We start from the raw sequence: 26,066 nt of genomic DNA, 5'->3' as shown, positions 1-26,066 counted from the left end.
GAAACAATGAAAAAAGAATATTTGATATACAAACTCAGTGATGAAGTAAAGAATTCCAGCAAGATAGATAAAGATGCCTTTGCCCAGTTCGGAGTCAAGCGTGGCCTGCGAAACGATGATGGCAGCGGTGTGCTTGTGGGCCTGACGAATATCGGTAACGTTGTCGGTTACGAGCGAGATGAAGATAATAAGTTGCAACCTACTGAAGGAAAACTGTTTTATCGAGGCTATGAACTCGACGATTTGGTATCACCTCTGCTCAAAGAGAAGCGTTTCGGATTTGAAGAAGTAGCCTTCCTGCTTCTGTCGGGCAAGTTGCCTGATAAGGAGGAATTGGGGGCTTTCAAGGAACTGCTCAATGATAATATGCCACTAGATCATCGCACCATCGTGCATATCATAGACTTGGAAGGCTCTAATATCATGAATATTCTGGCCCGATGCGTACTCGAAATGTACACATTCGACCCCAATCCCGATGATATAAGTCGTGATAATCTGATGCGTCAGAGCATAGAACTGATAGCCCGTTTTCCCACGATTATCGCCTATGCTTACAATATTTACCGCCACTCGGTGCAGGGACGAAGCCTGAATATTCGTCATCCGCATGAGAATTTGAGCATTGCCGAGAACTTCCTCTACATGCTGAAGCATCACGACTATACCGAGTTGGATGCGCGGATGCTTGACTTGTTGCTTATCATCCAGGCTGAACATGGTGGTGGTAATAACTCTACTTTCACCGTGCGTGTGACGTCTTCTACCCGTACAGATACTTATTCGAGCATCGCAGCCGGTATCGGTTCGTTGAAAGGACCATTGCATGGAGGTGCTAACATTAAGGTGATTAATATGTTCCACCACCTGAAAGACCAGATTAAAGACTGGAAAGACATCGACGAGATAGATACTTATCTGAATCGGATGTTGCAGAAAGAAGCGTACGACAATACGGGACTGATTTATGGTATCGGGCATGCTGTCTATACCATGAGCGACCCTCGTGCCGTAGAGTTGAAACGACTGGCAGGCGAGTTGGCCAAGGAGAAAGGCCGTACTGATGAGTATGATTTCCTTTGCCTGTTGGAGCAGGAAGGTATCAAATGCGTATCGGCGTTCCGTAAAACAACGAAACCCATTTGTGCAAATCTCGATTTCTATAGCGGATTCATCTATGAAATGATAGGATTGCCACAGGAAATCTATACGCCTATCTTTGCAATGGCGCGTATTGTGGGTTGGACGGCACATCGTATTGAAGAGCTGAACTACGAAGGGCGGCGCATTATTCGTCCTGCTTACCGTAGCGTGCAGGAAACAAGGAAGTATATCAATATAGACAAGCGATAAACTTAGTGATAATTGAGAAAAGGCGAGGAAAATCATTCCTCGCCTTTTTTTTGTTAGGGCCATCGGTAGAATCAGGAAAAAGATGCACACCTACTATTTCAAAGTGGCACTTTGGCCATCCCAGTCAGTGTGAAGAGCAGGATTACTCTAATGGCTGGGAATTCTATGATTTTTATTTCGAGAAACTATTTCTTCGTGATGAAATGAACGTCGAGCACCTGGATAACCTCATTGTTTTTGTTAGTAAGCCAAATTCGTCCTTTGGTGTCGGTATCAACAGGCTTTTTGGCAATAGATTTTAGTGCATCGGCTGACACGAAATCGGTCCATAGCAAGTCTCTTGTTTCGCGGTAATGGCGTTCGCCCGGATTCTCTACTGGTGTACCGGAGAACATGACCATGCTAATCGTTGCCGCACGCTGAAGGGCTGCATCTTCCTTGCCGGGGATAGGTTGGATGCTGAACCGTTCGTAGGGATGTGCTGCACTACCGTCCTTCGTCAGCAACAACTCTCCCTGTTGATTCACCCATACGGTGTCTTGACTCAACGCATAGATTTCGTTTTGAGGCATAAGCGATTTATCTTCCGACCACAACCACAAACTCTTGGTGCTCGTACCATCGGTAACCGATATGTCTACCCCGTTCTTCAGAAGCGTCAACTTGACATGCTTGTCTGCTATTTCTACCTTTACGCGGTCGGAACCGTTGGGTGTGAGTACTTTGAACGAGCCGTTATAGTCGGGTACATCAAACTCAAAGACAGTGCCATCTACTTTAGTTTCTCCCTCATCAACACTTATTTTCAACCAGCCCTTGGCATTGAAATCATAGGTATAGTGCTGTGTGAAATACTTCATGTCTTCCGCAGTCATACGTGTGTAGACACTCACAAGATGCGTATCACTTCCTTCCGCTCTGAGTACAACCATCCGGTTGCCTTTCAGAGAGAGTATTTTGATGTTATTGGAGGCTTGGATGTCAATCATATTGTGTGAAGCATCATAGTGGTATTTGTTTAGAAGATAGCCCACGTCTGGTTTGGAGTGTGATTGGATATAGCAGCAGACAGAGTCTGGAGATATGAAATTGTATGCAGCATGGACAAGAGTCTTGTCGGCAGAGTAGTAGGATGCCGGGTTTATGCTACCGTCGGCAAGCACTTCATGGCTCTCGTAGTGATACCAAGCCTTTCCTATAACCTGCTGTTGAAATATGGTCTCAGAGATGGTCTCAGGATGATCATAGAATACCTGGAACTCATTTTCGTCATCGTGGTGGCATGAAGTCAAGACACAAAAAAGCAAGACAGAAAGTGCCATTAAGGTGGTCTTCAATAGATTCTTCATATAGCTGTTTTATTTTAAAATGTTTATACGTTGTGCAAATATACAATATTTATTATATAAAATAACTTTTATGATATAATGATTTTTTCTGTTTCGGTTAATTTCTTTATATTTGCAATAGATTTTATACTATATATATTTCTTATAATTATATGATATGCTGATGGAGAAGAATAGTTCCAAGCGATATAGAAGAACGAAAGCTGATTTGGAAGCTGATATTATCAAGTCGGCGGAAGCTCTCATCAAGAAGAAAGGATTTTCAGCAATGCTTGTCACGGATTTGATGAAGAAGGCAAAGATAGAACCTCCTGTGTTCTATAATCGTTATCATAATCTTGATGAATTCTTTGACGACTTCGTAAAAGAGTATGACTATTGGTTTAAGGACGTGGTTGCAGGAAGTCAATTTCCAAGCAATACCGAGGCTGGATACGTGAGTATATTCAAAGAGGTACGGAAAGCATTGGTGGATCGATCCGTCATGCTTGAACTTCTGCGCTGGGAAATAGCCGAAGGAAATGAAACGACGAAGCGAACGGCGATGCTGCGCGAGATGCACACGTTGCCTCTGGTAAGGAGTTTCGAGGAGCGTTTCAAGGATTCTGCTATCGACATTGCTGCCATTTCATCTTTGATTATCGGTGGTGTCTATTATCTCAACTTGCATCGTGACCGTTCCCTTTTCTCAGGTATTGACGTGAAGAGCGAGGAGGGACAGGAGCGCATAGAGCATGCCATAGAGACTTTGGGACGCATGATTTATCGATACGATGATGTGCGGAATGAGAAAGCTGCAATAGCAGAGCGGTTGAAACGAGAGGGAGTCAGCCAAGATGTGATTGACAGATGTGTGACTTTGTAGGTAACTAAGAAAAGCGGGTGTACCATTTGGCACACCCGCTTGCGCTATGTTTGAAAATTGATTTAACTATATGGAATGAGTGCAGGGGCTTTTCAGCATTACTGCTGAGGCTTTGCAGCGTTGCTGTTTGGCCTTGGCAGCAAAGATGCCGTGGCTTTGCAGTAAACTACAGTGCTTCGTCTTCGGCTCTGGCAATGCCTCCCTGGGATTTCAGGCGGGGCAGTCCCCGCTTCTTGCGAAGCCACTCTGCCTTTCTTTTCTCATACTCCTGTCGGTGTCGTTCCAAGAAGTTGTCAGCCATGGGACGCGCTATTTGAACTTACTGTAGATTACGTTTATCTTAATGGGCGTGTCTCCTCCCACGAGTCTTGTACTCTTGAGCGTCATGTCATGGTAAATGCCCGATATGACTGTCGTGTTGTTGGCCGTCACGGTGGTAGATTTTACCGGAATGATGAGTACCTTGTTCCAGTTGGCCGACGCCTTTCCAGCCTTCTTGTTGTCGTACATCTTCTTGATGAGCGAACCGATGTTGTGGAACGTATATGTATTCGTGTAGCGCGAAGTCGTATTATTGATTTGCTTCGTGTCGGCCACTGTGAGGAACGAAGTCCTTGAGTCGGTCACCTGTTTGTTCTTGAAGAACGATGCCAGACTGTCGGCAGGTATGAGCAACAACTCCTTGGGGAAATCAAAGGTATATTTGCTTGTCGTAGTATTGTTGAGACGTTGCAATACGATTTCGGCCGTATTGATGGAGTCTCGTTCATGATTCTGCATGATTTTCTCTACCGGCAGGGTCATCTCTGTGTAGATACCGGCAGGACTCTTCAGGTAAGTACACGACTTGTCAGCAAGTAGTGGGGCGGTATTCTCGTTGGAGATTTCGGTCGACTGCAATACTTCGGTAGTGCCGGCAAAGCGGGTAGAGCCGACATAGGTGGTGGAATCCTTGGCTTTGAAATAGATATTCATCAAGCTCGCATAGATATACATCATCGAACCTTGGCCGCTCTGAGTCTTGAAATAGAATCCCGGAATGACATTCTGAATCAGTTTGTATGAGTTCTTGAAGTATTCAGGATGCGCATAGTACATTTGCATGACGTATGTACCGAAGTTTTTATAGGTCTTGCCATCTGCCCCTGTGTATGGGTCGTTCAGACTTATTTTGATATGCTTGAAATACTCTTTTGATTTGCGCTCGCCTTTTGAGAGTCCTAAGTCGGTGATGGTGTATGCCTTGTCTACTTTAATCCCGTTGCTGCGAACCATGCCGTTAGCTTCGGGGTTGAAGTCCGAATAATAGTCGACTCCTTCTTTATAGGGCGTCTTCAACTCCATGGCACGTACTTTCATGGTAGCCAATGAGTCGCCGTAGAAATCGTCAAAGTACAGCCTGATGTCGCATGAGTCGGCATAAGCCAGTCCGTCTGTCTTGCTGACGATGCTGTCTAATGCAGGGAGTTTGAAATTTTCCAAGGTATGGAACTGCGTCATGAAGTTGCCGGTAACATAAGAACCGGTCTCCGTATCCTTGACTTTACCCAATGCACCAAACGAACTACGCGAGAGAACGCTATTGGCTGCGACCGAACGTGTGGTCACCTGAAACGTATCGGTAGATACAATTATCTGGTCTTTGGTATTGTTGCTGAGTGATGTTCCGATTTCGTCTGTAGTGCTATCGCATGCGGTAATCATGAAAGCAGCAAGAATTGCACTTGCAAAAATCCTGAATTTCATACTTCTTATTCTGTGAATTAGTATTTAAGATTTGTCCCTGATTAATCTTCTGAGGGACAAATCTTATTATAGAAATCTGTATATGCAGCTGAATAATCCTCTCCCGGATAGTTCAGAATGTCTATCTTCTTGTCCTTGGCATAGTCGAGCAGCTCTTGGTTCACATTCGGACCGGCCTCGATAACGGCATCGCTATAGTCGATGGCCAGCTTGCCCAGTTCCTTGAAGTCGAATGTCTCGTTGTAGTTTTTCAGCAAGGCAGCCTTTGCACTGCGGAATTCTACACAGCTCTTGAAGTTCTTTCCAAGATCGGTTTTCAGTTGGCTTTGGAAGAGCGAGGTGATGACTTTGGTATTGGCAAAGCATGGCTCTTCGTGGTAGGCAGTCTTGATATAAAGTGGAATGACAGCTCCCATCCATCCTTGGCAGAGGATGATGTCGGGCGACCAGCGCAGCTTCTTGACGGTTTCGAGTACACCGCGGGCAAAGAAGATGGCTCTCTCGCCATTGTCCGGATATTCTGTACCGTCCTCATCTTCTGTCATTTGGCGCTTCAAGAAGTAGTCGTCGTTGTCAATGAAATAGACTTGGATGCGGGATGTCGGGATAGAGGCCACCTTGATAATCAGCGGATGGTCGGTATCGTCGATGATAAGATTCATTCCCGAAAGGCGTATTACCTCATGTAATTGTCCCCTCCGCTCGTTTATGTTTCCCCATTTGGGCATAAACGTCCTGATTTCGAAACCACTCTCCTGGGCTTTTTGTGGGAGGTCTCTTCCCATGATAGACATTTCGGATTCTGCTACGTAGGGCGCAATTTCTTGGTTTATGAATAATACTTTTTTAGCCATAAAATCAAATTTATACCTTGCAAAGGTACAAAAAATCCTTCACATTCTTGGTGGGCTTACTTCTAAAACACGCAATTCTATGTTTTATTGGCATATTTTTAATAATATTCTTTCTCATTTAAGAAAAAAGTTGTTATTTTGCGGTGATTAAATTTTAAGGCAATGAAAGTATTTCATACGGTAGTTGAGCTTCAGAATGAGTTGTTTTTAGTGCGTAAACAGGATAAGAGTATTGGTCTGGTTCCTACGATGGGAGCTCTCCATGCGGGCCACGCGTCGCTCATCAGGAGGTCGGCATCCGACAATGACGTAACCGTTGTTTCTGTCTTTTTGAATCCAACACAGTTTAATGACCCTGCCGACTTGGAGCGTTATCCGCGTACATTGGACTCTGATTGCGCGATAGCTGAAGAGAGTGGGGCTGATTATGTATTTGCTCCATCGGTGTCGGAGATGTATCCTGTTCCCGACGAGCGCCACTTTGAGTTTCCGCCGGTGTCTACAGTGATGGAGGGGGCGAAGCGTCCCGGACACTTCAATGGGGTATGCCAGGTGGTGAGCCGATTGTTTTATATCGCCACTCCCGCCCGCGCTTACTTCGGAGAAAAGGACTGGCAGCAGATAGCTGTGGTGAAACAGCTTGTGAAATACATGGGGCGTGACATTGAAATCGTAGAATGTCCTGTTGTTCGCGAGGCCGACGGATTGGCCATGAGCAGTAGAAATGCGCTGTTGGCAGCCGATGAGCGCACCATAGCACCGGCTATCTACAAGGCTTTGGCTGAGAGTGTGAAGCTGTCGGAAAGCAAGACCGTGGCCGAGATTCATGAGTATGTGGTGTCTGCCATCAATGAGGTCGAAGGCTTGGATGTGGAATATTTTGAGATTGTAGATGGCAATACGTTGCAAGAGGTCGGCTCTTGGGAAGAAAGTCCGTATGTAGTTGGCTGTATTACAGTGAATTGCGGAAAGACTCCCATCCGCTTGATTGATCATATTAAATATCGTTCGTAAGCATGCTGATAGAAGTATTAAAGAGCAAACTTCATTGTGTTAAGGTGACGGAAGCCAATCTTAACTACATGGGGAGCATCACGATTGATGAAGATTTGATGGATGCTGCCGGTATGATAGTGGGCGAGAAAGTTCAGATAGTGAACAATAATAATGGTGAACGCTTTGAAACTTATATCATCAGAGGTGAGCGCGGAAGTGGTTGTATCTGTTTGAATGGAGCGGCGGCCCGCAAGGTTCAGGTAGGCGATGTGGTCATTATCATCTCCTATGCACTGATGGATTTTGAGGAAGCCAAGACCTTTAAACCTAAAGTAGTGTTTCCGGAGAATAATAAGGTATAGATTTTTCACTTGTTATAAACATAAAAGGGATGACATTGCGCAAGCAAGTCATCCCTTTTTTATAGTCGGGCGGCTGTGATTATTCTATCACAACCAGGGCATCTTCCTCTAGGACAGCCTGTCCTTGCTTTACACAGATGGCTGTAACCTTGCCGTCTTTTTCGGCTTCTATATTGTTGGCCATCTTCATAGCTTCCAATACTACGACCGTATCGCCGGCCTTCACCTCGTCGCCTACAGCCACGTTGATGGCTGTAATGGTACCGGGTAGCGGTGCCTTGATGGCGTTGGCGGTATTCACGTTGGCTGTAGGAGTGGCAGAAGATTCAGTTTCTTCCTGTACAGGTTTGCCCAGAACCACTTTCTCTTTCTTGGGCTCTTGCTCCTGTTCCATTTCTACTTGATACGCATCGCCGTTGACTGTGACGTTGGCAATGTTGTTCTCAATGTCGCCGATGGCAACCTTGTATTCCTTGCCATCAATTGTATATTTGAATTCTTTCATCTTTTTACGGTTTTGCGGTGAAACTCAGGAACTTGGCATTCCATAGCGTTTGTTTGGGCTTGATGGTTATAATGCCCGGCTCTTTATCATGCACGTTGTTGCCTTGGTATTCAAACAAGGCAAGTGCAATGGCTGCATATACGTTTTTATCCATTTTTTTCCTCGTTACTTGAAATTACATAGGCATACAACCATGCTTCTTGGCGGGCAGACTCTGCTTCTTGGAAGCCAGCTGTGCCAGTCCGCGGCAGATACGGAAGCGTGTGTTGCGAGGCTCGATGACATCATCGATGTAGCCAAACTGTGCTGCCTGATAAGGATTGGCAAACTTCTCCGTGTATTCATCTTCTTTTTCCATGAGGAATGCCTTGACGTCACCTCCTGCCTCTTTGATATCTTTGGCTTCCTTGCCACAAAGCACTGCAACAGCTCCACTTGCTCCCATAACGGCGATTTCTGAAGAAGGCCATGCGAAGTTCAAGTCGGCACGGAGTTGCTTGCAGCCCATTACGATGTGGCTACCACCGTAGCTCTTGCGCAGTGTGATGGTAATCTTTGGCACTGTAGCTTCTCCGTATGCGTACAACAGCTGTGCTCCGTGCAGGATAACAGCATTGTACTCCTGGCCTGTACCGGGCAAGAATCCGGGTACGTCTACCAATGATACGATTGGAATATTGAAGGCATCGCAGAAGCGAACGAATCTGGCTCCCTTGCGACTGGCATTTACATCCAACACTCCGGCGTATGCTGAAGGCTGGTTGGCAACGATACCTACGCTCTGACCATTGAAGCGTGCGAAACCTGTAATGATATTCTTGGCAAACTTAGGCTGTACCTCGAAGAACTCACCGTTGTCGGTCACGGCAGTAATTACCTTGTACATGTCGTATGCCTTATTGGGATCGTCGGGTATAATCTCATTCAATAGGTCGTCTTTACGGTCTATTGGGTCAGTGCATTCTACACGCGGTGCTTCCTCTGTATTGTTGCTTGGGATATAGCTCAACAGTGTCTTGATAATCTGAAGGCATTCCTCTTCAGTCTTGGCTGTGAAGTGGGTAACGCCGCTCTTGGTAGCGTGAACGCTCGCACCACCTAAGTGTTCAGCGTCAATGTCTTCTCCGGTAACGGTCTTCACTACCTTAGGCCCGGTCAAGAACATATAAGATGTATTCTCGGTCATGGTGATGAAGTCGGTCAATGCAGGAGAATATACCGCACCGCCGGCACATGGACCCATGATAGCACTGATTTGTGGGATAACTCCACTGGCCAAGATGTTGCGCTCAAAGATTTCGCCATATCCGGCTAGGGCAGAGATGCCTTCCTGGATACGAGCACCACCAGAGTCGTTCATGCAGATAACCGGTGCACCGTTCTGCATTGCCATATCCATGACCTTGCATATCTTCTGTGCCATTGTCTCGCTCAGTGAACCACCGTTAACGGTGAAATCCTGGGCGTAGAGATATACCAGTCGGCCGTCGATGGTAGCACTTCCGGCAACGACACCGTCGCCAAGGTACTGCTTCTTTTCCATGCCGAAGTTGTGGCAGCGATGGAGTTTGAACATGTCATACTCTTCGAAGCTTCCTTCGTCTACCAACATATCTATTCTCTCGCGTGCCGTATATTTGCCACGTGCATGTTGCTTCTCGATAGCTTTGGCACCACCGCCCAAGCGAGCTTGCTCACGTTTGGCAATCAGCTCTTTGATTTTTTCAACTTGTTTACTCATAAATATAATTATGTATTTTTGTATTTTCGGAATTGTATATTGGGTACAAAGTTACTAAAACTTATTGAATATCGGAAATCCGTACTTGTAAATTATGTTACATTCATTCTGTGTCAGAGTCCATAGACGCGTAGTGCTGCCAACAGTTCGTTGTTTTCAGACTTTGCCCCTACGGTAATTCGTAGGCAGTTGTTGCATAATACCACCTTGGTACGGTTTCTGACAATGATTCCCTTAGCAACCAAGTAGTCGTAAATCTGTTGTGCTCCATCCATTTCGGCAAGGAAGAAGTTGGCATCTGAAGGGTAGACAGTCTTGCAGATAGGCAGCTCCTTGAAAGCCATGCACATTCTGTTGCGTTCTGCCAAGATAGTCTTCACCCATTTTTCCACCTCGAAAGCATCGTTCAATGCTTCCATAGCCTGCTGTTGGGTCAGCAGATTGACATTGTAGGGATACTTCACTTTGTTGAAGAGGTCGATGATTTCCCGACTGGCAAAGGCCATGCCCAGTCTGATGGCAGCGCATCCCCATGCCTTACTCATGGTGTTGAGTACGATGAGGTTGGGATAACTTGCCAGTTCGGAGCGGAGGGACTTTGCACTGGAGAAGTCGCTGTAGGCTTCGTCCACGATTACGATTCCGTCGAAGTGGGTAATGACTTTGATGATTTCTTCTCTGTCAATATTGTTGCCAGTCGGGTTGTTCGGACTGCAAATCCAAATCAATTTGGTATTCTTGTCAGTTGCTTCGAGTAGTTTTTCTGCCGATATTTGGAAATGTTCGTCGAGCAATACCGAGCGATATTCTACATCGTTGATATCTGCGCATACTTCGTACATGCCGTATGTAGGCGCTATGGCCACCACATTGTCTATTCCCGGCCGGCAGAAGATTCGATAGGGGAGGTCTATGGCCTCGTCGCTGCCGTTGCCGAGGAATATACATTGCGTGGGCACACCTTTCACCTTGCTTATCTTCTCCTTCAGTTCGGTCTGCAAAGGGTCTGGATAGCGGTTGAATGGTTTGTTGTATGGATTCTCGTTGGCATCCAGAAATACATGTGCCTGATGTCCGGAATACTCGTTTCTGGCACTGGAGTACGGAGCTAAATTCCAAATATTCTCTCTACAGAGTTCTCTTAATTCTTTCATGAATGTCTATTCTTACGGGTGCTTGCAATCTTGATTTATAGCTCTCCCAATTCTTGTAGCCTGACGCGCATGGCGTTGGCATGGGCCTCCAGTTGCTCGTTTTCGGCCATGCAAACCACAGCTTTGCCTATCGAGTGGATTCCTTCGGGCGTCAGTTCCTGAAAAGTTACCTTCCTGTTATAGCTGTCTAGGTTCACACCATTGTAGGCGTGGGCATATCCGTGAGTCGGTAGGGTGTGATTCGTACCGCTGGCGTAGTCGCCCGCACTTTCACAGGCGTATTGTCCCATGAACACACTTCCGGCATTGACTACCTTCTCGGCCAATGTCCTATAGTCTTCCGTGCAGAGTATCAGGTGCTCCGGCGCGTAGGCATTGCTCAGCTCTATGGCTTCGTCTGTGTTACGGACTAGCACCAGTTTGGAGTTCTCCAGCGTCTTGGCAGCTACTTCCTTACGGGGTAGTCTGTCCAGTTGAATCTCGATTTCCTGCATCACGGCATTGAGTTTCCGCTCACTTGTGCAGATGAGGATGACTTGCGAATCCGCGCCGTGTTCTGCCTGCGACAGTAAATCGGCAGCAACGAAGGCCGCATTGCTCTTGTCGTCGGCAATGACGCAAACCTCCGATGGCCCGGCCGGCATGTCGATGGCCACGTCGTGAAGGCTCACTTGTTGCTTCGCAGCCATCACGTATTGGTTACCCGGACCGAATATCTTGTAAACCTTTGGCACGCTCTCCGTGCCGTAGGCCATTGCTCCGATGGCCTGGATACCACCGATTTTAAATATCTTGCTGACTCCGGCTATAGATGCAGCCATCAATATGGCAGGATTCACCTTACCGTCTTTGTCGGGCGGTGTGCATAGTACAATCTCCTTGCACCCTGCAATCTTGGCCGGAGTGGCCAGCATCAGCACGGTAGAAAAGAGGGGAGCTGTGCCTCCCGGAATATAAAGTCCGACCTTTTCGATGGCTACTGCCTTCTGCCAGCAGGTAACTCCAGGGCATGTCTCAATCTTTTCCGGTTTGAAAGTTTGTGCCTGATGAAACTTCGCAATGTTGCTGTGGGCCAATACGAGAGCGTCTTTCAGCTCCTGATCGATGAGATTTTCAGCTGCATTGAGTTCCTCTTTGCTCACAGCCAATGTCTCCAGTGTGGCATGGTCGAACTTCTGTTCATACTCTTTGACAGCCTGGTCGCCACGCTGCTTGATGTCGCTCAGTACGCCGGCAACAATGTCGTTCAACTTCGAGACGTCCAAATGCGGACGCTCAGTTATCTCTGTCCATTCAGAAATGGTAGGATACTTATATATTTTCATTGTCTGCTTATAGAATCATTTTCTCTATGGGGCTTACGAGGATGCCTTGCGCTCCCAGCTCCTTGAGCTTGCCGATAATCTCCCAAAAGCGTTTTTCTTCCAGCACCGTGTGGATAGAACACCAGTCGTCGTCTGCCAATGGGATGATGGTAGGACTCTTGATGCCGGGCAATACTTCCGCTATCTCTTTCACCTTAGCCTTGGGGGCATTCATCATGACGTATTTCTTGTCTTGCGCCGAGCGCACGGCTTCGAAGCGGAACAGCATCTCGTTGAGAATCTGATGCTTTTCCTCGTCCATCTTCCAGTTGCCGATGAGCAGTGCTTCGCTCTTCATCACGACTTCAACTTCGCGCAGGTTGTTGCTCACGAGCGTGCTGCCTGAGCTGACAATGTCGAAGATTCCGTCGGCCAAACCGATGCCCGGACTGATTTCCACAGAGCCGGTAATCACGTGAATGTCGGCCTGTATGCCTTTCTCGTGTAAGAATTTTCCGAGTATATGGGGGTATGAAGTGGCAATCTTGCGCCCGTTGAACCATTCGGGGCCGGTGTACTTGAATTCCTTAGGAATAGCCAGGGAGAGGCGGCACTTACTGAATCCGAGCCTGGAAATAATCTGTGCGTTCTCATTTCGTTCCACGAATTCATTTTCACCGACCACGCCTATGTCGGCCACACCGTTTGCCACGCTTTGAGGAATATCGTCGTCGCGTAGATAAAGCACTTCCAATGGGAAGTTGGACGACTGTACTAGGAGGGTGCGCTTGCTTGCGCTGATTTTGATATCAGCCTCCGACAGAAGATTCATTGTATCTTCAAAGAGACGACCTTTGGATTGTACGGCAATTCGTAACATATATTATTCTTATTCAATTAATTAGGCAAATTTACTTATTTCCAAGGATATGTGCAAATTAAATCTTAACTTTGTGCCGTTTTTTAATATGGTACATAAACTCATAAAATTTAGGTTGAAATACGTATTCTTTCTCGTATCAGCGCTATGTTTTGTCTTGGCGTCATGCCAGGAGTCGAAGAAGCCTGAACTTACTCCTTGGGGAACGGTCTTGGGGGGTGATACAGCTGTCGTGGCATCTTCGTTTACGTTCAGCGACATGGTGAACAATGGCGAGATGATTATGCTCACGCTCAGTGGGCCGGAAACTTATTACGATTATCATGGCCGTGGGTTTGGTACGCAATACCTGCTTTGTGAGAAGTTTGCCGAGAAGGTAGGCGTGTCGTTGCGTGTGGAAGTGTGTAAGGATACGGCCGAGCTGATTTCCAGATTGAGGAATGGCGACGGCGACTTGGTGGCCTTCCAGTTGCCTCAAACACGTCGTGATATCATATATTGCGGTGTCGGTGTGGATTCGGCCAAAACCCAATGGGCTGTGCGGGAGGACAGTCGAGAGCTGGCCGATACGCTGAATCGGTGGTTCAAGCCGGAGCTGATAGCCGAGGTAAGGCGCGAGGAAGATTTTGCGCTTTCTACGCGTAGCATTACGCGTCGGGTCTACAGTCCGATGCTCAATCGCAGTAGTGGCGTCATCTCCCACTACGATGTGTACTTCAGGCGTTATGCTCCTTTGTGTCGGTGGGACTGGCGATTGCTCGCCGCCCAGTGTTATCAGGAGTCTACTTTCGACCCGCAGGCTCGCTCGTGGGCCGGTGCTTGCGGACTGATGCAGATTATGCCGGGGACAGCCAACCATCTCGGACTGCCGCAATCGCAGCTCTTCGAGCCGGAAGCCAATATCGCAGCGGCGTGTAAATACATCGCCGAGTTGCGACAGCATTTCCGCGATGTGCGCAATCCGATGGAACAGACTCTCTTTGTATTGGCGGCTTATAATGGTGGTTCGTTTCATATTCGCGATGCGATGGCACTGGCACGGAAGTATGGCCGCAACCCTTATAGTTGGGCCGACGTGCGCGAATTCGTGTTGAAACTCAGTACGCCGGCTTACTATTCCGACGCCGTGGTGAAGCATGGGTATATGCGTGGGTCGGAGACGGTGGGCTATGTCGACCGTATCAGAATGCGATGGGCGCAGTATAGGGGAGTTGCCGGAGGTGACGTCTCTATGGGCGGAATGTCCGTGGGAGCTACTCCGAAGAAGGCGAAAAGAAGGAATCGTTTCCAGATATAAAAAAAGCGATAACCTTCACAGGCAACCGCTCCAAATCTTCAATAGGTATTAGTCTCTTTAAGGTAAAAAGATTGTTTTCAGGATAACGTTTGCAAAGATAAGCTAAATTTTCTAACTTGCAAATCTTTCCAGCTACTTTTTTGCTCAAAATAGCCTTTATGTGTATCAGACTGCATTTTTCTGAGATTTCTGCAGGGCCTTGGCAGTGTTGCTGAATGGGCTTGGCAGCATTTCTGTCAGGCCTTTGCAGTGACGCTGCCGAGCCTTTGCAGTGAAATGAATGGAAAATGGTTAGTAACTAAACAGGTGGAAAGGTGTGTGAAAAGGCGATGCCCGCAGCCTGTGGTATGACGGTTCGGGCATAAAAAAGAGTCGAAGCTGGGCTTCGGCTCTGTCTGTCATATATGGTATGTATTCTGTTGCGGTCGGTCGCTTCAGTCCTTATTTGCTGATAAGGTCGTTGAAGAAGCTGTCCAAATCATCGTCGAGTCCGGTCATTAAGTCGCCACCGATGATGATGGTGTCGTCGTCGGCCACGTAGAGTTCTGCTATGTTCTCGTTCTCATCGTCTTCGAGTACGAAGCTATAGGGTTTGAGCAGACCGAGGTTGTTGGCTATGTCTGCATTCTTATGAAGGAAATCTCGCAGGATTTTCGTTACACATAGATAGAACTTGTCGTCCTTGTTGTCTATCCATTCTTCAACCACGCATCGTGTTATCTCTGTATCGCTGTCATCGAGTGCCAGCATTTCGCCGGAATCTTGAGATACCTTGATATGAATGTCGGTCATCATAGTGGGAGACTCACAGGAAGAGAGTTTCTGTGCAATCTTGTTGAGAAAACGTTCTAATTGCAGATGAGTTTGTTCGGTTGGTGACGTCATATTCTGATGGGTTTAGATGAATTGCTACAAAAGTAAGATAAAAATGTAAGGCAGGCAAGCATATATACAGAAAATATTGCGGCAGTCGTCATTATCTGTCAAAGTGCTTGTTGGTCTGGAGATGCTTCGCTGCCGTCTTCGGAAGCATCTTCGGGAGTCAGTCCGTGTTTCTCTAATGCCTGTTTTACGTCGGTCTTGTCGAAAGTGTAGACGTGTCCCAATATGCCGTATGATATGGTGTGCGACTTGCCGTTGAGGTGTATCGTGCCGATAGAGAAGATTCCGTAGTTATCGACTTCGAGCATCTGGTCGACGATGGCAGATGTCATGTGTCTGGTTATCAGGCCACTGATAATCTCCATTCCCTGAGAGAAAATATCCTCGTCACTGTCGTATTGCTGTGTATTGAGGACTTCCTTCACGGCTTGCTGTATGGCTGCGTTGTGGTCTTCGCGGCTAGGATTGGTGATGGCCAGGATGCCAAGGATGATAGCAATGCCCAGAAATACGAAACCTCTCCAATGGCTTCGTTGTTTGGAAGCTACCTGATGAACTGGTTGGGGCTGGTCTGTCGCTTCCGGATGTGATGGCTCGTCTTCGGGCGTCGGGATGGCTTGCGGTGGAATAGGAGGGGGAACGGCTGTGGCAGACGATAGGTTGAACAATGGTTTCAGTTCTTCTACTAGCCATGCCGGTGTCCATTGTGTTAACTCGGCCGACCATACTAAAGTCTCTTGTCCTATGTGCATGTCTTGCAACTGTGCAAGCGTATAAGGGCCTTGCTGCTGATTGTCGACAATGATAAAATACTGTGTCATCTTTTATTCTGTTGTATAATAGGTGTCAACCTGCATTAAACATTGATAGTCATGCCCTCTTTCGTCAGTTCGGTGTTGGGGAATATGGCTCTTGCTTCGGTGAGTAAGGCTGACTCGTCGTTGTATCGGGCACTGTAGTGGCCCAGTAGCAGCTTCTTCACATGGCCGTCTCTGGCCACCATTGCTGCCTGTTCGGCCGTGCTGTGGTAGTATAGTTGTGCGCGTTTGAGCTGCGAAGCATCGTATGTACTCTCGTGGTAGAGCAGGTCGACCCCTGCGATTCGGGTGTGCAGTTTGGGCATGTACTTGGTGTCACTACAGTATGCGTAGGCTCTCGGAGGGTCGGCAGGTGTCACTAGGCGTGCATTGGGAATTGTGTCTCCATCCTCGTTCGTCCAGTTTCTTCCGGCCTTGATGTTGTTGATTTGACTGATAGGGATGTGGTAGAAGTCTATCATGTCGCGGCGGATATGGGGTGGGGTGGGTTTCTCGCGAAACAGGAAACCGCAGCAGTCGATGCGGTGATTCAGTGGGATAGACTCTACGCTTACGCCACGGTCTTCATAGATAATCTGTGCTACCGTGGTGTCTACGGTGTGGAATACAACTTGGTATTCGAGTCCACTGCAAAACATCGGCAGCTCCAGGTCGAGCAGCTTGCCCAGGTCGGCAGGCCCGTAGACGTGTAAGGGAGCTGTGCGTCCCAGCATGCCGAAAGTGGAAATCATCCCTATCAGGCCGAAACAATGGTCGCCGTGGAGATGGGAGATGAAGACGGCATTGATTTTCGTGAAACCGATGCGCATCTTTCTTAATTGATTCTGCGTGCCTTCTCCGCAATCTACCATGAATGATTTGCCCCTCACTTCTACAATCTGTGAAGTGGGTTGGTGTTTCATGGTGGGCAGTGCGCTGCCGCATCCGAGGATGTAAATACGGAAAGGTTCCATCGCTTACTTGCTGCGTTTGTAGGCAAAGATGCCTTCCTTGTTTTCCAAGTACAGGCTGTCTGCGCCCAGGTTGTTGATGTCGAACGTGTCTTTGTTGAGTACAAGGCGGCCGTTCCAAATCTTCCACGAGGTCCAAGGCTTGCTTTCGGCCTTGATATTGCTGCTGATGATGCCACCCTCCTGAATCTCGAAATTCTTGTCTAGACTGGTCCATTTGCCCAGGAGTGTGGTCAGGTTGATAACCTTTAAGGCCACGTTGCCATCGGTGGTTTGCTTGGCGATGACTGCCATGCGGTCTCCGGCCAGAAGTCCACCGCGCACGATGGCAGAGTCGATTCCCTCATCCAGCATCTCGTAGGTGAGTGTGTCGCCGGCATCCGAGATGATTTCGAGGTTGTGCATAGCTGTAGATTCGCCGCAGACGCCATAGATAGTACTGTCTGGGATGGTCGATGTCGTCAGGCTGTCGGCAAACTGTTGCTTGACCACTTTCCCTTTTTGCTGTTGGCAAGCAGAGAAAACGACTGTACTCATTGCCACGACGGCCAGTATTATTTTCCTGTTCATACGTTTTGTTCTCCTTTTTTAGATTGTGCTTTAGCCTCATTCCAGAGTGCATCCAATTCTGACAAAGTGCAGTCGTCGAATGTCTTTCCTTGTTCTTTGAGGCGTTTCTCGATATATTCGAAGCGGGTGATAAACTTCTGGTTGGTGCGTTCCAATGCTGTTTCCGGATTCAGATGGTAGAGTCGGGCGGCATTGACAAGGCTGAAGATGTAGTCGCCCAATTCGTCGGTAGCGGCTTCCTTGTCTCCTTTGTTGAGTTCGGTCTCCAACTCGCCTAACTCTTCTTTCACCTTATCCCATACATCTTCTTTCTTCTCCCAGTCAAATCCAACGTTGCGGGCTTTGTCCTGTATGCGGTAAGACTTGATAAGAGCAGGTAGCGCCGTCGGAACTCCTGAGAGTACAGTGCGGTTGCCATCTTTCTCTTTCTGTTTGATTTGCTCCCACGTTCCTTCCACCTGGGCGGCGGTTTCGGGGCGGCCAGAAGAAATGGTCGTGTCTTCCTTGCTCACCACTTGACCGGCTTCATTGATGGTCATGTTGGGATTTGACACCTGCCAGCCAGTCCAATCAATGAACGGATGACGGAACATGAGCTTGTCGGCTTCTTGGTTGCACACATCCGAAACGTCGAAATGACTATCTTCTGCTCCCAAAATCGAATAGAAAAGCACGTGTTCCATGACGTCTCCCAGTTCTTTGCAGACATTCTTGAAATCGCCCTTTGCCAGGGCATCGCATAGTTCGTAGACCTCTTCGATAGTGTTAGGCCTGAGGCTTTCGTTGGTTTGTTTGCGGTCCCAAGGGCATTCTTTCCTTAATCTGTCCTGTACATCGAGCAGTCGACCGAATGCTGCAAGTTTTTCTTCGCGTGTGTGCATGTTCTTAAATATTTCTGCAAAGATAATGAATTTCAATTATAAATTCGTAATTTTGCAACGTTTATTAAACAAGATAGAAATCAATATTACGCTATAAAACAGATGGAATTAGCAAGCAAATATACCCCACAGGAAGTGGAGTCTAAATGGTATCAATACTGGTTGGATAACAAACTCTTCAGTTCTAAACCCGATGGGCGCGAGCCATATACGGTGGTTATTCCGCCACCCAATGTGACTGGTGTGCTCCACATGGGCCATATGCTGAACAATACGATTCAGGATATTCTCGTGAGAAGGGCCAGAATGGAGGGTAAGAATGCTTGCTGGGTGCCGGGAACAGACCATGCTTCCATTGCGACAGAGGCCAAGGTGGTTGCCCGTCTGGCTGAGCAAGGTATCAAGAAAACAGACCTTTCGCGCGAGAAATTCTTGGAGCATGCGTGGGATTGGACCAATGAACATGGGGGAATCATCCTCAAACAGCTTCGTAAGCTGGGTGCTAGCTGCGACTGGGATCGGACTGCCTTCACCATGGACGAGACTCGTTCGAAAGGTGTCATCAAAGTTTTCTGCGATTTGTATAATAAAGGTTTGATTTATCGCGGGGCTAGAATGGTGAACTGGGACCCACAGGCCCAGACGGCATTAAGCGATGAAGAGGTGGTATACAAGGAGGAACATTCAAAACTCTACTACCTTAAATATATGGTGGTAGAGGAACCTGGCAAGTATGCCGTGGTTGCTACGACACGTCCGGAAACCATTATGGGTGACTCTGCGATGTGTATTAATCCTAACGATCCGAAGAATACGTGGCTTAAAGGTAAGCACGTCATCGTACCATTGGTCAACAGAGAGATTCCCGTTATCGAAGACGAGTATGTGGATATAGAGTTTGGAACGGGCTGTCTGAAAGTTACTCCGGCGCATGATATCAATGACCATGCACTTGGACTCAAGCATCATCTGGAGACTATTGATATCTTCAATGATAATGGTACTATATCTGAGGCTGCCGGGCTGTATGTCGGACGGGACCGTATGGTTGTGCGTAAGCAGATAGCAAAGGACTTGGAGGTTGCCGGGCTGATGGAAAAGGTGGAAGACTATAACAATAAAGTGGGTTTCAGCGAGCGTACCAATGTGCCTATTGAGCCGAAGTTGTCTACACAGTGGTTCTTGAATATGCAGCATTTTGCCGATTTGGCGCTGTCTCCAGTGATGGATGATGAGATAGAGTTCTATCCCAAGAAATATAAGAACACATACCGTCATTGGCTGGAAAATATCAAAGACTGGTGTATTAGTCGCCAGCTATGGTGGGGACATCGCATTCCTGCCTATTATTTCACGACTTCTGATGGCAAGAAAGATTTTGTTGTGGCAGAGTCGGCAGAGCAGGCTTTGGAGATGGCGCAGGCTAAGGATGCCGCTTTGACAGCCGCCGATTTGGACCAAGAGAGCGATTGTCTTGATACATGGTTCTCTTCCTGGTTGTGGCCTATTTCTGTGTTTGATGGGGTGAATAATCCGGATAACGCGGAAATCAATTATTACTATCCTACCAGCGACCTTATTACCGGTCCGGATATTATCTTCTTCTGGGTTGCCAGAATGATTATGGCCGGTTACGAATACCGTGGTAAGATGCCGTTCAAGCATGTGTATTTTACCGGTATCGTGCGTGATAAGCTAGGCCGAAAGATGAGTAAATCGCTCGGAAATTCTCCCGATCCGCTCGCGTTGATAGAGAAATACGGTGCCGATGGAGTGCGCATGGGCATGATGTTGTCTGCTCCTGCGGGCAACGACATCCTCTTTGACGAGAGCCTATGTGAGCAAGGACGTAACTTCAATAATAAGATATGGAATGCCTTCCGTCTTGTTAAGGGATGGGAAGTGGCCGATATGGCACAGCCGGAAGAATGTGCTATCGCCGTGAAATGGTTCAAGTCGAAGTTGAAGATAGTCAATGCAGAACTGAATGAGCAGTTCCGTCAATATCGTATCAGTGAAGCATTGATGACTGTTTATCGTCTTTTCTGGGATGAATATTCCAGTTGGTATCTTGAGATGATTAAGCCGGAATATGGAAAACCCATTGATAGAACTACCTATGAAGCAACGCTTGAGGTGTTTGAAAGCTTGCTGAAGATGCTGCACCCGTTCATGCCTTTCATCACGGAAGATTTGTGGCAGCATATCTATGAGCGCAGAGATGGAGAGTCTATCATGACTCAACAGTTGGAAATCGAAGCTCCTACAGATGCCGACAATGTGCTGGATAAGTCTGTTGAGAATGTGAAACAGATTATCGGTGGCGTCAGGATGATTCGCAATCAGAAGAATATTTCTCCGCGCGAACAGCTTGTCTTGCAGGCTGTGAAGTCTTTCAACGAGGCTGATTTCATCTCTGTTGTCTTGAAGATTGGTAATCTGGAGAAGGTTGAAGTGGTAGAAGAGAAAGCTTCAGACGCTGCTCAGTTCATGGTGGGAACCGATGAATATGCCGTACCTATTGGCTCGTTGATAAATGTTGAGGCCGAGATAGAGAAGGCCGAAGCACAGTTGAAGCATCTTGAAGGCTTCTTGGCAGGCATCAAGAAGAAGCTTTCTAATGAGAAATTTGTGGCCCATGCTCCTGCTCAGGTAGTGGAATTGGAGCGTAAAAAGCAAAGCGACTCTGAAGAAAAGATAGCTGCACTCAAGCTTACCATTGCCGATTTGAAGAAGAATCAAGATTAACTCATAACACTCCTTTCATGGTTTTTGTTTGCAAATCATGGAGGGAGTGTTTTCTTTTAACTCAATTTTTATGCGTCAAAAAAATCTATTATATGTGTTATTGATTTTGAGTCTGGGATGGATGGTGACTGCCTGTCATCATAAAAATCCGGAAGACGACGAATTGAATGGTAGATTCAAGCCTACCTCCAAGACTCTTTTTGTGTATATGCCTTGGACTGCCAATACACGAGGTACGGATAATAATAATTCTCTCTATACCGATTTTCAGGGGAACATCAATGACATGAAGAAAGCCATCAAGACGATGGGAGGGCTGGGGGACAACCGACTTATTGTGTTTATTAGCCAAAGCTATACGAAGGCACATATGTTTGAAATCTCCTACTATAAGGGACAGGTGGTTTGTGATACACTGTTTACCTACGGGGGTACTAAGGCCGATGCGTCTTCTGCGTTGAAGACACTGCCCGCGTTAGGCGAGACAACCGGCGTTACAAGCATCCTGAACGATGCTTATTTGCATTCTCCATCAAAGATCTATGCCACAGTTGTCGGCTGTCATGGTATGGGATGGTTGCCCAAGGGTAGTTATCCAGCCCGTAGTAGGGCGTTTGGAGGAAGCGTTGCAGCCACCCAGATAGATATTGTTGATTATGCTGCTGCTATCAAAAACTCCAGGATAGGGAAGATGCAGTTTGTTGCTTTCGACGATTGCTACCTCTCTAATGTGGAGACAGCATACGATATGCGGCATGCAACCGACTATATAGTGGCCTCTACGAGCGAGATTATGAGTGCTGGTATGCCTTATGAGCTTGTTTTGCAATACCTGCTGAATACGCCCAATTATAATAAGGTGTGCCAATCCTTCCATCAATTTTATCTAACCTATTCGTATGGTGGACAGCCTTATCCCTATGGAACGCTTTCAACGATAGATTGTAGCCAGGTAGAGAAGATGGCCTCGCTCATGAAGACCATCAATACCCAGTATCCATCCGGTGTATCCGAGCTTGCCAAGGTGACTATCTTAGACGGTTTCACCAACCATGTATTCTACGATATGGAAAGCTATGTGAACCAGTTGTGCCAGGATGCGACGCTGAAAAGACAGTTTGCTGACCTCTTGAAGAGATTAGTACCCTATACGGTTTGTACTCCCGAAATCTATAGTGCTTATCTAAATTATAATGCCGGTGGAGCTTTCGCTGTTTCCAGGAGTTCGGGTATCACCATCAGCGACCCTAGCTTGAATAGTGATGCTATAGAGAGCAAGAAACTTACTGCATGGTGGAAGGCCACGCATTGATGAAGAATCTGTTATAGAAAAAGTCTATAAACGCAAAAGAGACGAAGCGCGAGCTTCGTCTCTTTTTTATTCTCAAATAGGAATCTTAGTCTAAGTTCAGAGATTTCTTGATGGCTGCTACCTTCATATCGCCCTTCTTATCAAGCTCCACGTAGTCGGCCTTGTCGTTCATCTGGTCTTTTACTTCCATGTAGAACTTAATCTTTGGCTCTGTACCCGATGGGCGTACCGAAACCTTAGTGCCGTCATTGCAGAACCACTGGAGTACGTTGCTGGTATCGGGCATGTCGAGTTTGGTTACATTGCCATTCTCGTCAGTCTGTTCCAAAGTCTGGTAGTCTTTCCAGCATACAACCTTACTGCCACCCAAGTCCTTCGGAGGATTGCTACGGAAGTCGCTCATCATTTGCTTGATTTCGTCAGCACCGCTCTTGCCGGGGCGTACTACGTTGACAGTAAATTCCTTGGAGAAACCATATTCCAAGTAAATATCCATCAGCAAGTCGTATAGTGTCTTGCCCTGATTCTTGGCATAAGCACATATCTCAGCCAGTAATGACATAGCCGATACGGCATCCTTATCGCGCACGAAGTCTTCTGCCAAGAAGCCGTAGCTCTCTTCGCCACCGCCAATGTACTGCTGTTTGCCCTCTGACAAGAGAATTTCGCGGGCAATCCACTTGAAACCGGTGTAGCAGTCGCGCATCTCGATATTGTTTTTATCGGCAATCTGCTTGATGACTTCGGTTGTCACAATGGTCTTCACGATGAAGTCTGTAGGTTGCATCAGTCCTTTTGCCTTGCGGTTGGTGATGATGTAGTACAGGAATATCAGGCAAGTCTGGTTACCATTAATCAATACCCATTCGCCCTTGTCGTTCTTACAAGCCATACCTACGCGGTCGGCATCGGGATCGCTGGCCATCACGATGTCGGCATCGAGTTTCTTTGCGTCACGTATAGCCAGTGTCAGTGCTTCGCTATTCTCCGGATTCGGGCTGACGACTGTAGGGAAATCGCCACTCTTGACCATCTGCTCTTCAACGCAATATACGTTGTCGAAGCCCCACAACTTCAGGCTGCGGGGAATCATCGTCATACCCGTGCCGTGCAACGGAGTGTAGACTATCTTCAGGTCGTGCTGCTTCTTGATAACCTCCGGGTCGATGCTGAGCGTGTGGACTTTCTCTAGATACGCCTTGTCCACCTCTTCGCCGATGATTTCAATCAGTTCCTTGTTACCTGTAAACTTCACGTCGTCCACAGTCACCTTGCTTACCTCATCAATGATGCCCTTGTCGTGAGGTGCCAATACCTGTGCTCCGTCTTCCCAATAAGCCTTGTAGCCATTGTATTCCTTGGGGTTGTGGCTGGCTGTGATGTTCACACCTGCCTGGCAACCGAAGTGGCGGATGGCGAACGAACATTCCGGTGTGGGGCGCATATCGTCGAACAGATAAGCCTTAATGCCATTGGCCGAGAAGATGTCGGCTACGGTCTCGGCAAACTTCCTGGAGTTGTTACGGCAGTCATGGCATACAACGACAGAGATTTGTTCCTTATCCTTGAAGTTGATTTTGAGGTAGTTGGCAAAACCTTGGGTAGCCATTCCCACTGTGTAGATATTCATTTTGTTGGAGCCGGTGCCCATGATGCCGCGCAGACCGCCTGTTCCAAACTCCAAATCTTTGTAGAAGCTCTCAATGAGTTCGGTTTTGTCCTCGGCGTCAAGCTTGGCTTGTACGTCCTTACGGGTGTCTTCGTCGAAAGCCGGCGACAGCCATTGCTTGGCCTTGGCTTCGCATTGTGCAATAAGTTCTGTGTTGTTTGCCATAATATATATTAATAATGTGTCAGTTCTATGATAAGGCAAAGATAAGCAAATTATTTGAATGTGTCTCTACAATTTCATTAATTTTTCGTATCTTTGACAGCGTTTCAATTCCCCCTGTAGCTGCTCATGAAATCATGAGGAAAGTGCTATGTGGGTTTATCTAAAATCAAAAACTTATGTATTTTACAGGTTTAATTATTGCTATAAGTACTTTTCTCATTATTGGTTTCTTCCATCCTGTCGTTGTCAAGGTCGAGTATTATTTCGGCACTCGCTATTGGTGGCTTTTCCTGCTCCTTGGCATCGTGGCCATAGTCTGCTCTGTCTGTGTGGCCGATGTGGTGTGGAGCAGTCTGCTCGGCGTCTTGGGGGCGTCGTTGCTATGGAGTATCGGCGAGATATTCAGCCAGAAGAAGCGAGTGGAGAAAGGGTGGTTTCCGGCTAATCCTAAGCGTATTGATGAGTACGATTTCAAGGATGGTGTGCAGCATTGATTCCCGTTAGCCTATGAAGACAGAACTCGTCGTGGTCGGGAAGACCGTCAACAAGCATTTCATTGCCGGTATTGAAGATTATACGGAACGTATCGGGCATTACATGCCTTTTGAGATGACTGTGATACCGGAACTCAAAAACACGAAAAGCCTGACCGAAGAGCAGCAGAAAGAACGCGAAGCGGAGTTGTTGTTGCGCCGCTTCCAGCCTGGAGATACCGTCGTATTGCTCGACGAACACGGCAAGGAATTCCGCTCGGTGGAGTTTGCACAGTGGATAGCCAAGAAGCAGTCGACTGTCCGCAAACTTGTTTTTGTGGTGGGCGGACCTTATGGTTTCGCGCCGAGTGTATATCAGCGTGCCGACGAAAAAATCAGTCTGTCGCAGATGACTTTCAGCCATCAGATGATAAGACTCATCTTTGTGGAGCAGATTTATCGTGCCTGTACCATTATCAAGGGCGAGCCTTATCACCACGAATAGATAAGTGGCCGGAAGGAATAAGGGTGTAGTTCCGTGGCTTGCTATTCCTTGTGCCATCCCGTATAAATCATTCTTATTAATCACCTGTTATCTACCCATTTTACTGCAAAGGCTTCGCAGCATCGCTGCCTGGGCTTTGCAGTAGTGCTGTTCGGGCTTTGCAGCAATACTGCCGAAGCCTTGCAGTAAATGAAGTTGATGGGTGCCGGGGGACGATGGTGGGAAAATAGAAGACCCAATACGTATTTATTGCATTGTCGGTGTGAAAAAATATTAAAAGATAGACGTTGGTGCTGGCGTCGGAATCCTAATTACTTGATATTTTATACCTTTGTGTTATAAAATAGGTTTGTAAGATGATGAAGCGATTGTTATCACTATTGGCTGTCGGGATGTTGGCAATGACAACACCCCAGATATTGCATGCTTCGTCGGTAGAATATTCAGTAAACGATGAATTTTCTAAAATATCTATCTCTATTATAAACCGGAACGTATTGGCAATTACAGGGGCAAATGGTCAGGTGGTGCGTGTTTATAACCTTACCGGCATGTGTGTGGTGAGTTATAAGATTGATGCAGATAATTTCCACTACGACCTGAATCTCCCCAAAGGATGTTATATTGTCAAGGTAGGAACTGTCGTTCGTAAAGTCTCTGTTAGTTGAAGTGTCTGAAGTTTGTTCT

26 protein-coding genes are annotated in these 26,066 nt (G+C 47.1%); 10 read left to right on the top strand and 16 right to left on the bottom strand.

From position 1 onward, the window contains the following. Window positions 1-6 precede the first annotated feature (6 nt). Window positions 7-1,353 (top strand): citrate/2-methylcitrate synthase, encoded by a 1,347-nt coding sequence (locus ACZ42L_RS05300; RefSeq protein WP_464716838.1) that lies wholly within the window; start codon window positions 7-9, stop codon window positions 1,351-1,353. 185 nt (window positions 1,354-1,538) lie between these two features. On the opposite strand, the gene ACZ42L_RS05295 is transcribed toward ACZ42L_RS05300, so the two are convergent. Next, on the bottom strand, window positions 1,539-2,702 hold the full coding sequence (locus tag ACZ42L_RS05295) for a hypothetical protein (protein WP_464716837.1): 1,164 nt from the start codon (window positions 2,700-2,702) through the stop codon (window positions 1,539-1,541). Between the two features lie 157 nt (window positions 2,703-2,859). On the opposite strand from ACZ42L_RS05295, the gene ACZ42L_RS05290 reads away from it, so the two are divergent. Beyond that, window positions 2,860-3,567 carry a TetR/AcrR family transcriptional regulator gene (locus tag ACZ42L_RS05290; RefSeq protein ID WP_464716836.1) on the top strand — a complete coding sequence of 236 codons (708 nt, stop codon included), beginning with the start codon at window positions 2,860-2,862 and terminating at the stop codon, window positions 3,565-3,567. A 166-nt stretch (window positions 3,568-3,733) separates the two neighbouring features. Here ACZ42L_RS05290 and ACZ42L_RS05285 read toward each other — a convergent pair whose 3' ends face one another. From ACZ42L_RS05285 to ACZ42L_RS05275, 3 genes are read right to left on the bottom strand one after another with little or no spacing between them, the layout of a single operon-like run. Then, complete coding sequence (locus tag ACZ42L_RS05285) at window positions 3,734-3,868, bottom strand: dehydrogenase (protein ID WP_464701269.1); 135 nt, start codon at window positions 3,866-3,868, stop codon at window positions 3,734-3,736. Between the two features lie 8 nt (window positions 3,869-3,876). Further along, window positions 3,877-5,313, bottom strand: a complete 1,437-nt coding sequence (locus ACZ42L_RS05280; RefSeq protein WP_464716835.1) for a DUF4270 domain-containing protein — start codon at window positions 5,311-5,313, stop codon at window positions 3,877-3,879. A 41-nt stretch (window positions 5,314-5,354) separates the two neighbouring features. Beyond that, a complete protein-coding gene (locus ACZ42L_RS05275; RefSeq protein ID WP_464701834.1) occupies window positions 5,355-6,167 on the bottom strand; it encodes a glycogen/starch synthase in 813 nt (270 codons plus the stop codon). 162 nt (window positions 6,168-6,329) lie between these two features. Between ACZ42L_RS05275 and panC the strand changes: the two genes are divergently transcribed. Then, complete coding sequence (gene panC, locus ACZ42L_RS05270) at window positions 6,330-7,181, top strand: pantoate--beta-alanine ligase (RefSeq protein ID WP_464716834.1); 852 nt, start codon at window positions 6,330-6,332, stop codon at window positions 7,179-7,181. 2 nt (window positions 7,182-7,183) lie between these two features. Beyond that, window positions 7,184-7,525, top strand: a complete 342-nt coding sequence (panD, locus tag ACZ42L_RS05265) for an aspartate 1-decarboxylase (RefSeq protein ID WP_464716833.1) — start codon at window positions 7,184-7,186, stop codon at window positions 7,523-7,525. 79 nt (window positions 7,526-7,604) lie between these two features. Here panD and ACZ42L_RS05260 read toward each other — a convergent pair whose 3' ends face one another. The 6 genes from ACZ42L_RS05260 to hisG all read right to left on the bottom strand — a co-directional run bounded on the left by ACZ42L_RS05260 (window position 7,605) and on the right by hisG (window position 13,109). After that, window positions 7,605-8,030, bottom strand: coding sequence for a biotin/lipoyl-containing protein (locus tag ACZ42L_RS05260; protein WP_464716832.1), 426 nt, complete (start codon window positions 8,028-8,030; stop codon window positions 7,605-7,607). A gap of 4 nt (window positions 8,031-8,034) precedes the next feature. After that, window positions 8,035-8,184 (bottom strand): hypothetical protein, encoded by a 150-nt coding sequence (locus ACZ42L_RS05255; protein ID WP_197421711.1) that lies wholly within the window; start codon window positions 8,182-8,184, stop codon window positions 8,035-8,037. A gap of 21 nt (window positions 8,185-8,205) precedes the next feature. Next, window positions 8,206-9,771 (bottom strand): acyl-CoA carboxylase subunit beta, encoded by a 1,566-nt coding sequence (locus ACZ42L_RS05250; RefSeq protein ID WP_464701257.1) that lies wholly within the window; start codon window positions 9,769-9,771, stop codon window positions 8,206-8,208. Between the two features lie 113 nt (window positions 9,772-9,884). Further along, a complete protein-coding gene (gene hisC, locus ACZ42L_RS05245; RefSeq protein ID WP_464716831.1) occupies window positions 9,885-10,925 on the bottom strand; it encodes a histidinol-phosphate transaminase in 1,041 nt (346 codons plus the stop codon). 35 nt (window positions 10,926-10,960) lie between these two features. Continuing rightward, a complete protein-coding gene (gene hisD, locus ACZ42L_RS05240; protein ID WP_464716830.1) occupies window positions 10,961-12,250 on the bottom strand; it encodes a histidinol dehydrogenase in 1,290 nt (429 codons plus the stop codon). Between the two features lie 7 nt (window positions 12,251-12,257). Further along, the gene (gene hisG, locus ACZ42L_RS05235) at window positions 12,258-13,109 is read right to left on the bottom strand and encodes an ATP phosphoribosyltransferase (RefSeq protein WP_464716829.1); all 852 of its coding nucleotides are present in this window, start codon (window positions 13,107-13,109) and stop codon (window positions 12,258-12,260) included. Window positions 13,110-13,197: 88 nt separating this feature from the next. Here hisG and ACZ42L_RS05230 point away from each other — a divergent pair, with 88 nt between their 5' ends. Next, window positions 13,198-14,406: an MltF family protein gene (locus tag ACZ42L_RS05230; protein ID WP_464716828.1), complete on the top strand. Its 1,209-nt coding sequence runs from the start codon at window positions 13,198-13,200 to the stop codon at window positions 14,404-14,406. A gap of 441 nt (window positions 14,407-14,847) precedes the next feature. Here the strand turns inward: ACZ42L_RS05230 and ACZ42L_RS05225 are convergent, their stop codons facing one another. The 5 genes from ACZ42L_RS05225 to mazG all read right to left on the bottom strand — a co-directional run bounded on the left by ACZ42L_RS05225 (window position 14,848) and on the right by mazG (window position 18,507). Then, window positions 14,848-15,291, bottom strand: coding sequence for a hypothetical protein (locus ACZ42L_RS05225; RefSeq protein ID WP_464701247.1), 444 nt, complete (start codon window positions 15,289-15,291; stop codon window positions 14,848-14,850). A 98-nt stretch (window positions 15,292-15,389) separates the two neighbouring features. Continuing rightward, the gene (locus ACZ42L_RS05220) at window positions 15,390-16,109 is read right to left on the bottom strand and encodes a GYF domain-containing protein (protein WP_464716827.1); all 720 of its coding nucleotides are present in this window, start codon (window positions 16,107-16,109) and stop codon (window positions 15,390-15,392) included. A 35-nt stretch (window positions 16,110-16,144) separates the two neighbouring features. After that, complete coding sequence (locus tag ACZ42L_RS05215; RefSeq protein ID WP_464716826.1) at window positions 16,145-17,059, bottom strand: ribonuclease Z; 915 nt, start codon at window positions 17,057-17,059, stop codon at window positions 16,145-16,147. 3 nt (window positions 17,060-17,062) lie between these two features. Then, window positions 17,063-17,626 (bottom strand): lipocalin-like domain-containing protein, encoded by a 564-nt coding sequence (locus ACZ42L_RS05210; protein WP_464706943.1) that lies wholly within the window; start codon window positions 17,624-17,626, stop codon window positions 17,063-17,065. Then, complete coding sequence (gene mazG, locus ACZ42L_RS05205) at window positions 17,623-18,507, bottom strand: nucleoside triphosphate pyrophosphohydrolase (RefSeq protein WP_464701239.1); 885 nt, start codon at window positions 18,505-18,507, stop codon at window positions 17,623-17,625. Before mazG ends, ACZ42L_RS05210 begins: the two co-directional genes overlap by 4 nt. Window positions 18,508-18,609: 102 nt before the next feature. Here mazG and ACZ42L_RS05200 point away from each other — a divergent pair, with 102 nt between their 5' ends. Continuing rightward, complete coding sequence (locus tag ACZ42L_RS05200) at window positions 18,610-21,255, top strand: valine--tRNA ligase (protein ID WP_464716825.1); 2,646 nt, start codon at window positions 18,610-18,612, stop codon at window positions 21,253-21,255. Window positions 21,256-21,349: 94 nt separating this feature from the next. Then, on the top strand, window positions 21,350-22,567 hold the full coding sequence (locus tag ACZ42L_RS05195) for a clostripain-related cysteine peptidase (protein ID WP_464716824.1): 1,218 nt from the start codon (window positions 21,350-21,352) through the stop codon (window positions 22,565-22,567). An 85-nt stretch (window positions 22,568-22,652) separates the two neighbouring features. Here ACZ42L_RS05195 and ACZ42L_RS05190 read toward each other — a convergent pair whose 3' ends face one another. Continuing rightward, a complete protein-coding gene (locus ACZ42L_RS05190; RefSeq protein ID WP_464701234.1) occupies window positions 22,653-24,401 on the bottom strand; it encodes a phospho-sugar mutase in 1,749 nt (582 codons plus the stop codon). 176 nt (window positions 24,402-24,577) lie between these two features. On the opposite strand from ACZ42L_RS05190, the gene ACZ42L_RS05185 reads away from it, so the two are divergent. The 3 genes from ACZ42L_RS05185 to ACZ42L_RS05175 all read left to right on the top strand — a co-directional run bounded on the left by ACZ42L_RS05185 (window position 24,578) and on the right by ACZ42L_RS05175 (window position 26,047). Beyond that, on the top strand, window positions 24,578-24,895 hold the full coding sequence (locus tag ACZ42L_RS05185; RefSeq protein WP_464701233.1) for a DUF4491 family protein: 318 nt from the start codon (window positions 24,578-24,580) through the stop codon (window positions 24,893-24,895). 13 nt (window positions 24,896-24,908) lie between these two features. Beyond that, a complete protein-coding gene (gene rlmH / locus ACZ42L_RS05180) occupies window positions 24,909-25,379 on the top strand; it encodes a 23S rRNA (pseudouridine(1915)-N(3))-methyltransferase RlmH (RefSeq protein ID WP_464701231.1) in 471 nt (156 codons plus the stop codon). 356 nt (window positions 25,380-25,735) lie between these two features. Next, window positions 25,736-26,047, top strand: a complete 312-nt coding sequence (locus ACZ42L_RS05175; protein WP_464716823.1) for a T9SS type A sorting domain-containing protein — start codon at window positions 25,736-25,738, stop codon at window positions 26,045-26,047. Window positions 26,048-26,066: the final 19 nt, after the last annotated feature.

The sequence above is a fragment of the Prevotella mikamonis genome, from assembly GCF_055381405.1.
This window is presented reverse-complemented; position numbering and strand designations above follow the sequence as displayed.

Bases quoted from the DNA above. Each gene is read 5' to 3' on its own strand.
- ACZ42L_RS05300 (WP_464716838.1), top strand. From the start codon at position 7: ATGAAAAAAGAATATTTGATATACAAACTCAGTGATGAAGTAAAGAAT.
- ACZ42L_RS05295 (WP_464716837.1), bottom strand. From the start codon at position 2,702: ATGAAGAATCTATTGAAGACCACCTTAATGGCACTTTCTGTCTTGCTT.
- ACZ42L_RS05290 (WP_464716836.1), top strand. From the start codon at position 2,860: ATGCTGATGGAGAAGAATAGTTCCAAGCGATATAGAAGAACGAAAGCT.
- ACZ42L_RS05285 (WP_464701269.1), bottom strand. From the start codon at position 3,868: ATGGCTGACAACTTCTTGGAACGACACCGACAGGAGTATGAGAAAAGA.
- ACZ42L_RS05280 (WP_464716835.1), bottom strand. From the start codon at position 5,313: ATGAAATTCAGGATTTTTGCAAGTGCAATTCTTGCTGCTTTCATGATT.
- ACZ42L_RS05275 (WP_464701834.1), bottom strand. From the start codon at position 6,167: ATGGCTAAAAAAGTATTATTCATAAACCAAGAAATTGCGCCCTACGTA.
- panC (WP_464716834.1), top strand. From the start codon at position 6,330: ATGAAAGTATTTCATACGGTAGTTGAGCTTCAGAATGAGTTGTTTTTA.
- panD (WP_464716833.1), top strand. From the start codon at position 7,184: ATGCTGATAGAAGTATTAAAGAGCAAACTTCATTGTGTTAAGGTGACG.
- ACZ42L_RS05260 (WP_464716832.1), bottom strand. From the start codon at position 8,030: ATGAAAGAATTCAAATATACAATTGATGGCAAGGAATACAAGGTTGCC.
- ACZ42L_RS05255 (WP_197421711.1), bottom strand. From the start codon at position 8,184: ATGGATAAAAACGTATATGCAGCCATTGCACTTGCCTTGTTTGAATAC.
- ACZ42L_RS05250 (WP_464701257.1), bottom strand. From the start codon at position 9,771: ATGAGTAAACAAGTTGAAAAAATCAAAGAGCTGATTGCCAAACGTGAG.
- hisC (WP_464716831.1), bottom strand. From the start codon at position 10,925: ATGAAAGAATTAAGAGAACTCTGTAGAGAGAATATTTGGAATTTAGCT.
- hisD (WP_464716830.1), bottom strand. From the start codon at position 12,250: ATGAAAATATATAAGTATCCTACCATTTCTGAATGGACAGAGATAACT.
- hisG (WP_464716829.1), bottom strand. From the start codon at position 13,109: ATGTTACGAATTGCCGTACAATCCAAAGGTCGTCTCTTTGAAGATACA.
- ACZ42L_RS05230 (WP_464716828.1), top strand. From the start codon at position 13,198: ATGGTACATAAACTCATAAAATTTAGGTTGAAATACGTATTCTTTCTC.
- ACZ42L_RS05225 (WP_464701247.1), bottom strand. From the start codon at position 15,291: ATGACGTCACCAACCGAACAAACTCATCTGCAATTAGAACGTTTTCTC.
- ACZ42L_RS05220 (WP_464716827.1), bottom strand. From the start codon at position 16,109: ATGACACAGTATTTTATCATTGTCGACAATCAGCAGCAAGGCCCTTAT.
- ACZ42L_RS05215 (WP_464716826.1), bottom strand. From the start codon at position 17,059: ATGGAACCTTTCCGTATTTACATCCTCGGATGCGGCAGCGCACTGCCC.
- ACZ42L_RS05210 (WP_464706943.1), bottom strand. From the start codon at position 17,626: ATGAACAGGAAAATAATACTGGCCGTCGTGGCAATGAGTACAGTCGTT.
- mazG (WP_464701239.1), bottom strand. From the start codon at position 18,507: ATGCACACACGCGAAGAAAAACTTGCAGCATTCGGTCGACTGCTCGAT.
- ACZ42L_RS05200 (WP_464716825.1), top strand. From the start codon at position 18,610: ATGGAATTAGCAAGCAAATATACCCCACAGGAAGTGGAGTCTAAATGG.
- ACZ42L_RS05190 (WP_464701234.1), bottom strand. From the start codon at position 24,401: ATGGCAAACAACACAGAACTTATTGCACAATGCGAAGCCAAGGCCAAG.
- ACZ42L_RS05185 (WP_464701233.1), top strand. From the start codon at position 24,578: ATGTATTTTACAGGTTTAATTATTGCTATAAGTACTTTTCTCATTATT.
- rlmH (WP_464701231.1), top strand. From the start codon at position 24,909: ATGAAGACAGAACTCGTCGTGGTCGGGAAGACCGTCAACAAGCATTTC.
- ACZ42L_RS05175 (WP_464716823.1), top strand. From the start codon at position 25,736: ATGATGAAGCGATTGTTATCACTATTGGCTGTCGGGATGTTGGCAATG.